The 9,383-nt window shown below is 68.4% G+C and carries 8 protein-coding genes; 4 read left to right on the forward strand and 4 right to left on the reverse strand.

Going from position 1 to position 9,383, the window contains the following annotated elements:
* The first annotated feature begins 79 nt into the window (after positions 1-79).
* A complete protein-coding gene (locus BN11_RS07490; protein WP_048696264.1) occupies positions 80-1,069 on the forward strand; it encodes an o-succinylbenzoate synthase in 990 nt (329 codons plus the stop codon).
* Between the two features lie 72 nt (positions 1,070-1,141).
* Here BN11_RS07490 and coaE read toward each other — a convergent pair whose 3' ends face one another.
* Complete coding sequence (gene coaE / locus BN11_RS07495; protein WP_053084034.1) at positions 1,142-2,074, reverse strand: dephospho-CoA kinase; 933 nt, start codon at positions 2,072-2,074, stop codon at positions 1,142-1,144.
* Between the two features lie 153 nt (positions 2,075-2,227).
* Here coaE and BN11_RS07500 point away from each other — a divergent pair, with 153 nt between their 5' ends.
* A complete protein-coding gene (locus BN11_RS07500; RefSeq protein ID WP_048696266.1) occupies positions 2,228-3,217 on the forward strand; it encodes a polysaccharide deacetylase family protein in 990 nt (329 codons plus the stop codon).
* Between the two features lie 114 nt (positions 3,218-3,331).
* On the opposite strand, the gene rpsA is transcribed toward BN11_RS07500, so the two are convergent.
* The gene (rpsA, locus tag BN11_RS07505) at positions 3,332-4,813 is read right to left on the reverse strand and encodes a 30S ribosomal protein S1 (RefSeq protein ID WP_048696268.1); all 1,482 of its coding nucleotides are present in this window, start codon (positions 4,811-4,813) and stop codon (positions 3,332-3,334) included.
* A 151-nt stretch (positions 4,814-4,964) separates the two neighbouring features.
* Between rpsA and BN11_RS07510 the strand changes: the two genes are divergently transcribed.
* On the forward strand, positions 4,965-5,789 hold the full coding sequence (locus BN11_RS07510) for a class I SAM-dependent methyltransferase (RefSeq protein ID WP_048696270.1): 825 nt from the start codon (positions 4,965-4,967) through the stop codon (positions 5,787-5,789).
* On the opposite strand, the gene BN11_RS07515 is transcribed toward BN11_RS07510, so the two are convergent.
* A complete protein-coding gene (locus tag BN11_RS07515) occupies positions 5,782-7,221 on the reverse strand; it encodes a sugar porter family MFS transporter (RefSeq protein WP_048696272.1) in 1,440 nt (479 codons plus the stop codon). The two genes, BN11_RS07510 and BN11_RS07515, sit on opposite strands and share 8 nt — an antisense overlap.
* Before the next feature lie 164 nt (positions 7,222-7,385).
* On the opposite strand from BN11_RS07515, the gene ppgK reads away from it, so the two are divergent.
* The gene (gene ppgK / locus BN11_RS07520; RefSeq protein ID WP_235435404.1) at positions 7,386-8,174 is read left to right on the forward strand and encodes a polyphosphate--glucose phosphotransferase; all 789 of its coding nucleotides are present in this window, start codon (positions 7,386-7,388) and stop codon (positions 8,172-8,174) included.
* Positions 8,175-8,211: 37 nt separating this feature from the next.
* Here the strand turns inward: ppgK and BN11_RS07525 are convergent, their stop codons facing one another.
* Positions 8,212-9,207, reverse strand: a complete 996-nt coding sequence (locus BN11_RS07525) for a UDP-glucuronic acid decarboxylase family protein (protein WP_048696276.1) — start codon at positions 9,205-9,207, stop codon at positions 8,212-8,214.
* Positions 9,208-9,383 lie beyond the last annotated feature (176 nt).

Here is a 9,383-nt window from a genome sequence, read left to right on the forward strand (position 1 = left end):
GCCTGGCGCGGGCCGAGGCGGAGCTGCGCCGGCGTGGCATACCACCGGGCGCGACCGACGCGCCGCCACAGGTCCGGCCATGACGACCCCGCCCTTGGACGACCTGCTCGCCCGGCTTCACGTCGTCGCCATCCCCATGCGGGTGCCCTTCCGCGGCGTGACGACGCGCGAGGCCGCCCTCGTCGAGGGGCCGGCGGGGTGGGGCGAATTCGGTCCCTTCCTCGAATACGAACCGCCGGAGGCCGCCCGCTGGCTCGCAGCGGCGATCGAGTCGGGGTATGACGAGTGGCCGGCCCCGCAGCGTACCGCTGTCCCCGTCAACGCGACGGTGCCTGCCGTTGCGGCACAACGCGTTCCGGGGATCCTGGCGCGTTTCCCGGGGTGCGACACGGTGAAGGTCAAGATCGGCGAACCCGGTCAGGGGCGCAGCGACGACGTCGACCGGGTCGCCGCCGTCCGTGACCACCTCGGCCCAGCGGGGCGGATCCGCGTCGACGCCAATGGCGCCTTCGACGTCGCGGCGGCCACCGGTCTGCTGGCCCGGCTCGCTCCCTACGGCATCGACTACATCGAGCAGCCGTGCGCCACCGTCCCCGAACTGCGTGACGTCCGGCGGGCGCTGGCGCGAGGCGGCCTCGACATCAAGGTCGCGGCCGATGAGTCGATCCGCAAGGCGGAGGATCCGCTGCGTGTGGCGAGGCAGCAGGCGGCCGACCTCGTCGTCGTCAAGGTCGCGCCCCTCGGTGGCGTGCGCCGCGCGCTGGACATCGTGGACGCGTGCGGCTTGCCGGCGGTAGTCTCCTCCGCGCTCGACACGTCGGTCGGCATCGCCGCCGGCGTGGCCCTCGCCGCCGCCCTGCCGGATCTGTATGGCGCGTGTGGTCTCGGCACGCTCAACCTGATGGCCGGCGACGTCACGTCTGACCCGCTACTTCCCCGGGACGGCACGCTCCCGGTATGCCGCCCGGTCCCGTCCGCGGAACTGCTGCAGGAGTATGCCGTCGCCCCCGCCCGCGAGAAGTGGTGGCGCGAGCGGGTCGCTGCCTGTTATCCGCTGCTGCCGGCTTGACGGGCACCGGCGTCCCACCCGTCCCGCCGGGAGTCGTGCCCTCACGACGCGGAGGGTTTGGACGGGGAGGGGTTACGGCATGCGGCGCAGGGTGATCCGGGAGGGCCAGGCCGGGTCGCAGTTGCCGAACACGTCGCCGCCGGCGACGCCGGGGAAGCCGGCGTGGGTGAGGGCGGCGCGGTGTTCGGGAGCCAGCCACGGACCGTCTCCGGCCGGTTTCGCGGCGACCACGCCGCAGTCGATGGTGAGCAGGCCCCCGGCCACGGAGGTGACTCGCGCGCCGATGGCTTCGATGCGGTCGGTGATCGTGTGGGCAATCCGCGTCGCGATGCGACCCGCCTGCGCCTGCGCTCCCGCCAATTCCAACGGGGAGGTGGCGGGGGCGGCCGGGCGCAGCGCGAGCAGGTTGGCCCGGAAGGGCTCGATCCGCTCCTGCCAGAGCCGGCCGGTGGCCGCGGTCAGGTCGTCGGGCGTGCCGCCGTTGTCCAGGAGGACATCACCCGCCGCCACCCGCTCGTCGTCACTGACCTGGGCGGCGATCCGGGCGCGGGCGTCGGCCTCGTCCAGTCCCCGCTGTTCGACGAGGCGGCGCACACGCGTCTCGGGATCGACCATGGCGATGATCACGAGGTGGTACTCCCCCGACATGCGCTTCTCCACCAGCAAGGGCATGTCATGGACGGCAACGCCGTCCGCGGGCACCGCGGCGAACTGCCGTCCCGCCTCGGCCCAGATCAGCGGGTGCGTGATCGCCTCCAACTCCCGGCGCGCCCCGGGATCGGTGAACACCAGCCGGGCCAGCGCGGCCCGGTCCAGCGAGCCGTCGGCGGCTCGCACACCGGGGCCGAAATGCTTCAGCACCCCGGCGAGACCGGCGCTTCCGGGGGCGACCACCTGCCGGGAGATGGCGTCGGCGTCGATGATGACTGCGCCGCGATCACGCAGCACTGCCGCAATGCTCGACTTGCCCGAGCCGATCCCGCCGGTGACACCGATCCGCAGCATGTGCACACAGTAGTGATCCACGGCGTGGCACAAGACACCCTGGCTGGCAATCCGCTGGTCACGATGGCACACTGCCCGAGTAACCCGCTCGCACGATGGCGCGGCTCCCGTGGGCCCGGACCCGGGAACCGCCGGCCAAGGAGTACTTCAGCAATGCGCAGATCGGCCACCGCCCTCGCCGCCGCAACCGTGACCCTAACTGCGGGAGCCGCAGCCGCAACGACGGCGAACGCCCAGCCCGCCGCCACGACTGCCGCCTCGGTGAGCACCGCAGCCGCCCCCGGCACCCGGGCCGACGCGGCATACCTGACGATCCTGTTCGGGCGCACCCAGCGGCAGTCGATGGACAGGGGATGCGAGCCCCTGCCGAACTCCGTCCCGCTGACTCGGGTGGCCACGGTGATGCGCGATCGCGGCGTGAGCGGCGTCGGCAATGTCGTCGTCAAGCGCACGGGGCAAACGCCGTACTGCTTCGAGAATTATGTCGAGACCACGTCGTGGAACGACCTGACCCAGCTGCGGACGAACTACGGCTGGACCTTCACCAGCGCCGGCATGAACTACCTGAACATGACCCAGCTGACGCGAGCCGAGCAGCACGCCGAGTCCTGCGGTTCGGTCGGGGCGTTGGCGCGGCGCGGGCACACTCGCGCGTGGGGCCTGTTCGCCTACCCCAACAACAAGCTCAACGACACCATCCAGGCCCAGGTGGTCAAGAAGTGCTTCGCCTTCGGGCGCAAGTACGGCACTGGCCTGACCAGTAAGGCCGCAGGGACCAAATGGCCGAACTGGCAGTCCACCCTCTCCGTCGAGGGCGGCAAGTGCGCCGACCCGACGCAGCCGTGCAACTCCTTGCTCTACAAGTCGATCTACATGACCCCGGCGAAGCTGATCCCCAAGGTCAAGGTCAACCCGGGTTATTGGTCGACCCTGCAGTTCTACCGCTTCGTCACCGGCACCAGCTCTCCCGGCACCGCGATGCAGTGGAACTGCTCCGGCCCGGAGAACACGCACTGGACCTCCGACGCCGAGCTGTACTGCATCCGCGACTTCATCCGCGTCATCGACGCCATCCCGGACACCGTGAGGGTGACCGATCCGGCGACGGTGGCCGAGGCGTGGGGCGTGAAGCCGAGCGCCTGACGCGGCACCGGCAGCCGGCCGGCTCGGCATCCGACCCACCACGGCATACGACGAATCCCCCGGTCACCATCAGCTGGTGACCGGGGGATTCGTCGTATGCCGTGGAGCGGGGTCCTACTGACCGGTGAGCTTCTCGCGAAGCGCGGCCAGGGCCTCGTCGGAGGCCAGGGTGCCTTCGGCGACCGGGGCGGCAGCCGAGGTGGTGGACTCGCTCGTGGTCGAGGAGTAGGACGAGGGGGCCTCGCCCGCGGCCTCGGCGGCCTCGGCGTCGGCCTTGGCGGCCGACTCGACCTGGGCGCGGTGGCTCTCCCACAACGCGTGCGCGTCGGCGTACTGCTTCTCCCACGCCTCACGCTGCGCGTCGTAGCCCTCGAGCCACTGCTCGGTCTCGGGGTCGAAGCCCTCGGGGTACTTGTAGTTGCCGTCCTCGTCGTATTCGGCGGCCATGCCGTAGAGGGTCGGGTCGAACTCGACCTGTCCGGCGCCGTCCTCGTTGGCCTGCTTCAGCGACAGGCTGATGCGGCGCCGCTCGAGGTCGATGTCGATGACCTTGACGAAGATGTCGGTGCCCACGGTGACGACCTGCTCCGGCAGCTCCACGTGGCGCTCGGCCAGCTCGGAGATGTGGACCAGGCCCTCGATGCCGTCGGCGACGCGCACGAACGCACCGAAGGGCACCAGCTTGGTGACCTTGCCGGGCACGACCTGGCCGATGGCGTGGGTGCGGGCGAAGTGCTGCCACGGGTCTTCCTGGGTCGCCTTCAGCGACAGGGAGACGCGCTCGCGGTCCATGTCGACGTCGAGGACCTCGACGGTGACCTCGTCGCCGACCTCGACGACCTCGGACGGGTGGTCGATGTGCTTCCAGGACAGCTCGGAGACGTGCACCAGGCCGTCGACCCCACCGAGGTCGACGAAGGCACCGAAGTTGACGATGCTGCTGACGACACCGGAGCGGACCTGGCCCTTCTGCAGCTCGCGCAGGAAGGTGGAGCGCACCTCGGACTGGGTCTGCTCGAGCCAGGCGCGGCGCGACAGGACCACATTGTTGCGGTTCTTGTCGAGCTCGATAATCTTGGCCTCGATCTCCTTGCCGACATACGGCTGGAGGTCGCGGACGCGGCGCATCTCGACGAGGGAGGCGGGCAGGAAGCCGCGCAGGCCGATGTCGAGGATGAGGCCACCCTTGACGACCTCGATGACCGTGCCCTTGACGACACCGTCCTCTTCCTTGACCTTCTCGATCGTGCCCCAGGCGCGTTCGTACTGCGCACGCTTCTTGGACAGGATCAGGCGGCCTTCCTTGTCCTCCTTCTGGAGAACCAGGGCCTCGATCTCGTCACCGACGGTGACGACCTCGTTGGGGTCGATGTCGTGCTTGATGCTCAGCTCGCGGCTGGGGATGACGCCCTCGGTCTTGTAACCGATGTCGAGGAGGACCTCGTCGCGGTCGACCTTGACGACATTGCCGACGACGATGTCGCCGTCGTTGAAGTTCTTGATGGTCTGGTCAATGGCGGCCAGCAGCTCTTCCTCAGTGCCGATGTCGTTGATGGCGACCTGAGGGGCGGTCGAAGCGACCGTAGTTGCAGTCATGTGTAGAAGGGCCTTCGATGTGGACAGGTGAATCGTGCGGATAATGGACATGCCCGCGCGCACGCGAAAACGCGCACACGTGTGCGATGCCAGTCTAGTGGTCTTGGCCATAGCCTGCCAAACCGCTCCCTTTGATCGGCTTTGGAGCGTCATGAGCGAATCGACCCAGGTCAGCCGGGATCCGGTCGGGCAGGCGGAGTCCACCCGCGCTCAGCGCTACTGGTGGGATCGCGAGGCGGCGGACTACTACACCGAGCATGGGGCCTTCCTCGGCGATGCCGGCTTCATCTGGGGCCCGGAGGGGTGGAGTGAGGCCGACCTCGGGCTGCTGGGTCCCGGTGGAGTGGCGCCGAAAGGCCCGGTCCTCGAGATCGGGGCGGGTGCGGCGCAATGCTCCCGCTGGCTGCGAGCGCGTGGCACGACGGTGGTGGCCAGCGATCTGTCCGGCGGGATGCTCGCCCAGAGCCAGGCCATCGATTGGGCCGCAGCTCAGCCGGTGCCGCTGGTGCAGTGCGATGGCGCCAGATTGCCCTTCGCCGAGGCGGCCTTCGAGGTGGTCTTCACGGCATACGGCGTGGTGCCCTTCGTCGCCGATTCGGCGCGGGTGATGCGCGAGGCGGCGCGCGTGCTGTGCCCGGGCGGCCGGTTCGTCTTCGCGACGACGCACCCGATCCGATGGGCCTTCCCCGACGTGCCGGGCGCGGCCGGCCTGACGGCCCACCAGAGCTATTGGGACACCCGGCCGTATGTCGAGCGGGACCACCGCGGTGAGGTCACCTATGTCGAGCATCACCGCACGCTCGGCGAGCGCGTGCGTGAGATCGTCGCCGCGGGCCTGGTCCTGCTCGATCTGGTCGAGCCGCAATGGCCCGAGCGCAACGAGCAGGAGTGGGGCGGCTGGTCCCCGACGCGGGGGCGGGTCCTGCCGGGGACGGCGATCTTCGTCTGCGGCAAACCGCCCGCCGACGTCAGTTGAGGGCGTCGTCCATCTCTTCGAGTTCCTTGCCCTTGGTCTCACTGACCCACTTCCACACGAAGATCAAGGACAGCAGGGCACAGATGGCATAGAAGCCGTAGGCGAGGCCGAGCGTGTCGCGCAGCTTGGGGAAAGAGACCGTGATCAACCAGTTGGCCACCCACTGCGCCGCAGCGGCCAGCGACAAGGCGGCTGCCCGGATCTTGTTGGGGAACTTCTCACCCAGGAGCACCCACACGACGGGGCCCCACGACATACCGAAGGAGACGACGAAGAGGTTGGCGGCGATCAGCGCCGTCACCCCCTCCGCGTCAGAGAGTTGCGGGACGCCGTCGACGAGCGGGGCCCCGGCGAAGATGACGGCCATGATGCCGAGGGTCACCGTCATGCCCGCGGAGCCGATGAGCAGCAGCGGACGGCGGCCGAACTTGTCGATTGTCGCGATGGCGATCAGGGTGACGAGGATGTTGACGATCGAGGTGATGACGGTGATTTTGAAGGAGTCGTCCTCACTGAAACCGACGGCCTCCCACAAGATGTTGGAGTAATAGAAGATCACATTGATGCCGACGAACTGCTGGAAGACCGACAAGCCGATACCGATCCAAACGATCGGCATCAGGCCCAGGGCTGGGCCTTTGACGTCGGCCATCGACGGCTTCTTCTCGCGGGCGACCGAGGAGCGGATGCGGTCGATCTTGACCTCGAGATTCTTCTCGCCGAGCAGGGCGGTCAGCACCTTGCGGGCCTCGGGGATCTTGTGGGCGGCGATCAGATAGCGCGGTGACTCGGGGATCGTCAAGGAGAGCACGCCATAGATGACGGCCGGGATCGCCATCGCGAGGAACATCCAGCGCCACGCCTCCAGGCCCATCCACAAAACCTCGCGGGAACCGCCGGCGGCATTGGCCAGGAGATAGTCGACAAGCAGCGAGACGAAGATGCCGGTGACGATCGCGAGTTGTTGCAGGGAGCCGAGTCGGCCACGGATGCGGGCCGGGGCGATCTCGGCGATATAGGCCGGGGCGATGACCGAGGCGAAGCCCACCCCGAGTCCGCCGATGATGCGGAAGACCACGAGCATCCAGAGGCTGTTGGCAAAGCCGGTGCCGAAGGCGGAGACGAAGAAGAGCACCGCCGCGACCTTCATCACGGCGAGCCGGCCCATCTTGTCGGCGACCCCGCCGGCGGTGAAGGCGCCGACCGCGGCGCCGAGCAGCGCTGAGGCCACCGCGAACCCGAGGGCTTCGGAGGAAACCTCGAAGTGCGTCTCGATGGCCGAGACCGCGCCATTGATGACCGCGGAGTCATAGCCGAAGAGGAAGCCACCAAGAGCGGCGACGCTCGCGATGCGGATCGCACTTCGTCCCGAACTGGTGTCCGCATCGTCATAGATCGACTCGACGTCCGAAACCGGACCATGTTCGCTCATGCCCAACTCCCCAGGATCGGGGGCCGCATCCCCTGTGATGCACGCCGCATCCCGACCCTAGACCCGCTGAGCATTTTGCGCACTATGTGATCCAGAGCTAGCGCTCGGGCACCGGATGGGCCAAGATCACTGGTGAACATATGGATCGGGGCGGGTGTGCCCCGATGACCTCTTTCGATCAGGACGGAGCGCGAGCAATGGCGCACGCGGTGGCACTCGGCATCGACATCGGCGGTTCGGGAATCAAAGGCGCGCCAGTCGATCTGGCAACCGGGGAGTTCTTGCAACCCCGGCTCAAGATCGCGACCCCGGCGCCATCGACCCCGGCGGCCGTGGCCAAGATCGTCGACCAGATCGCCGATGAGTTCACCGACGATCTGCCCGCCGATGCGCCCATCGGGGTGACGATTCCCGGCGTGGTGCAGCACGGGGTGGTGCGCACGGCCGCGAATATCGACAAGGCCTGGATCGATGCCGAGGGCGAAAAGATCTTTTCCGATGCGATCGGGCGCAAGTGTCTGCTGGTCAACGACGCCGACGCGGCCGGGGTGGCCGAGCAGCGGTATGGCGCGGCCAAGGGTGCCCAAGGCCTGGTCATCCTCACGACGCTCGGGACCGGCATCGGCATCGCGCTGCTGCACAATGGCGTGCTCATCCCCAACTGTGAGATGGGGCATATGGAGCTGAATGGCCATGATGCCGAGACGCGCGCGGCCTCCAGCATCAAGGACAAGGAAGAACTCAGCTATCAGGAGTGGGCGCACAAACGCCTACAGCCCTATTACAAGAAGCTCGAAGACCTGCTGTGGCCCGATCTGATCGTGGTCGGGGGCGGCGTCTCGCGCAAGCACCACAAGTTCTTGCCGCTGCTGGACCTGCGCACCCCGATCGTGCCCGCGGCCTTGGAGAACCAGGCCGGCATCGTCGGGGCGGCAGCCTTGGCCGCCGACTGAGGATTATGTGCCGCGCGCCCGGGTGGGCGCGCGGTGCCTATTCGCCGCGCAGGATGTGCTCGGTCGCCTGCGGATCCAGGGGCGGCACCGAGAACGCGTGCTCCTGCTCTTGGGCACGGAACCACGCGATGGTGCGGTGCAAGCCCTCCTCCACGGGAACCAGCGGTTCCCACCCGAGCACTTCCCGGGCCAATGTCGTGTCCGGTTGGCGGATCGTCGGGTCGTCAACGGGGCGTTCGATGTGGACGATCTCGCTCTCGGAGCCGGTCAGCTCGATGATCCACCGCGCCAGGTCGAGCATGGCGATCTCGTGCGGGTTGCCGATATTGACCGGCCCCGGGTGATCGCTGTCCGCCATCGCGAGGATGCCGGTGATCAGGTCGTCGACATAACAGATCGACCGCGTCTGCTTGCCGTCACCCGCAACCGTGACCGGCTCCCCCGCCAGCGCCTGCCGGATGAAGTTCGGGATCGCCCGCCCGTCGTCGGGACGCATCCGCGGCCCGAACGTGTTGAAGATCCGCACGATTCCGGTGTCGACCCCATGGGTGTTGCGGTATGCCAGCGTCAGGGCTTCCGCGAACCGCTTCGCCTCGTCATACACCCCCCGCCGTCCCACCGGGTTCACATGCCCCCAGTAGGTCTCGGGCTGCGGGTGTACCTCCGGGTCGCCGTAGACCTCGGAGGTGGAGGCGAGCACGAGCCGTGCCGCCTTCTCCTTCGCCAGCCCGAGCGCGTGCAAGGTGCCGATGGAGCCGACCTTGAGGGTCTCGATCGGCAGTTGCAGGTAGTCCACCGGCGACGCGGGACTCGCGAAATGGAGCACGACGTCCACGGGCCCGACCACGTGCAGATAGTCCGTGACGTCGGTGCGCACCAGCCGGAACCCTGCGCGACCCTGCAAGTGCGCGACATTCGCCGCGCTTCCGGTGAGGAAGTTGTCGAGGCAGACGACCTCGTCACCGCGTTTGATGAGGCGCTCGCACAGATGCGAACCGAGGAAGCCGGCGCCGCCTGTGACGACGACCCGCATGATGACTACTCCTTGGTCGGATCCGGGTCGACCCGGGGGACCGTCGGCTCGGCCTCGCCGCCCTCGCGGCGCGCCGACTCCCCGAGATCCCAGCCCTCACGACGCGAGGTCCGCTCGACCGTCTCCGTCGCGATGGGCCGCGTGGGGGCATCCGGCGCGGCGGCCCGCACCGACCC

The sequence above is a fragment of the Nostocoides australiense Ben110 genome, assembly GCF_001050535.1.
GTDB lineage: Bacteria > Actinomycetota > Actinomycetes > Actinomycetales > Dermatophilaceae > Nostocoides_A > Nostocoides_A australiense.

Bases quoted from the DNA above. Each gene is read 5' to 3' on its own strand.
- BN11_RS07490 (WP_048696264.1), top strand. From the start codon at position 80: ATGACGACCCCGCCCTTGGACGACCTGCTCGCCCGGCTTCACGTCGTC.
- coaE (WP_053084034.1), bottom strand. From the start codon at position 2,074: ATGCTGCGGATCGGTGTCACCGGCGGGATCGGCTCGGGCAAGTCGAGC.
- BN11_RS07500 (WP_048696266.1), top strand. From the start codon at position 2,228: ATGCGCAGATCGGCCACCGCCCTCGCCGCCGCAACCGTGACCCTAACT.
- rpsA (WP_048696268.1), bottom strand. From the start codon at position 4,813: ATGACTGCAACTACGGTCGCTTCGACCGCCCCTCAGGTCGCCATCAAC.
- BN11_RS07510 (WP_048696270.1), top strand. From the start codon at position 4,965: ATGAGCGAATCGACCCAGGTCAGCCGGGATCCGGTCGGGCAGGCGGAG.
- BN11_RS07515 (WP_048696272.1), bottom strand. From the start codon at position 7,221: ATGAGCGAACATGGTCCGGTTTCGGACGTCGAGTCGATCTATGACGAT.
- ppgK (WP_235435404.1), top strand. From the start codon at position 7,386: ATGACCTCTTTCGATCAGGACGGAGCGCGAGCAATGGCGCACGCGGTG.
- BN11_RS07525 (WP_048696276.1), bottom strand. From the start codon at position 9,207: ATGCGGGTCGTCGTCACAGGCGGCGCCGGCTTCCTCGGTTCGCATCTG.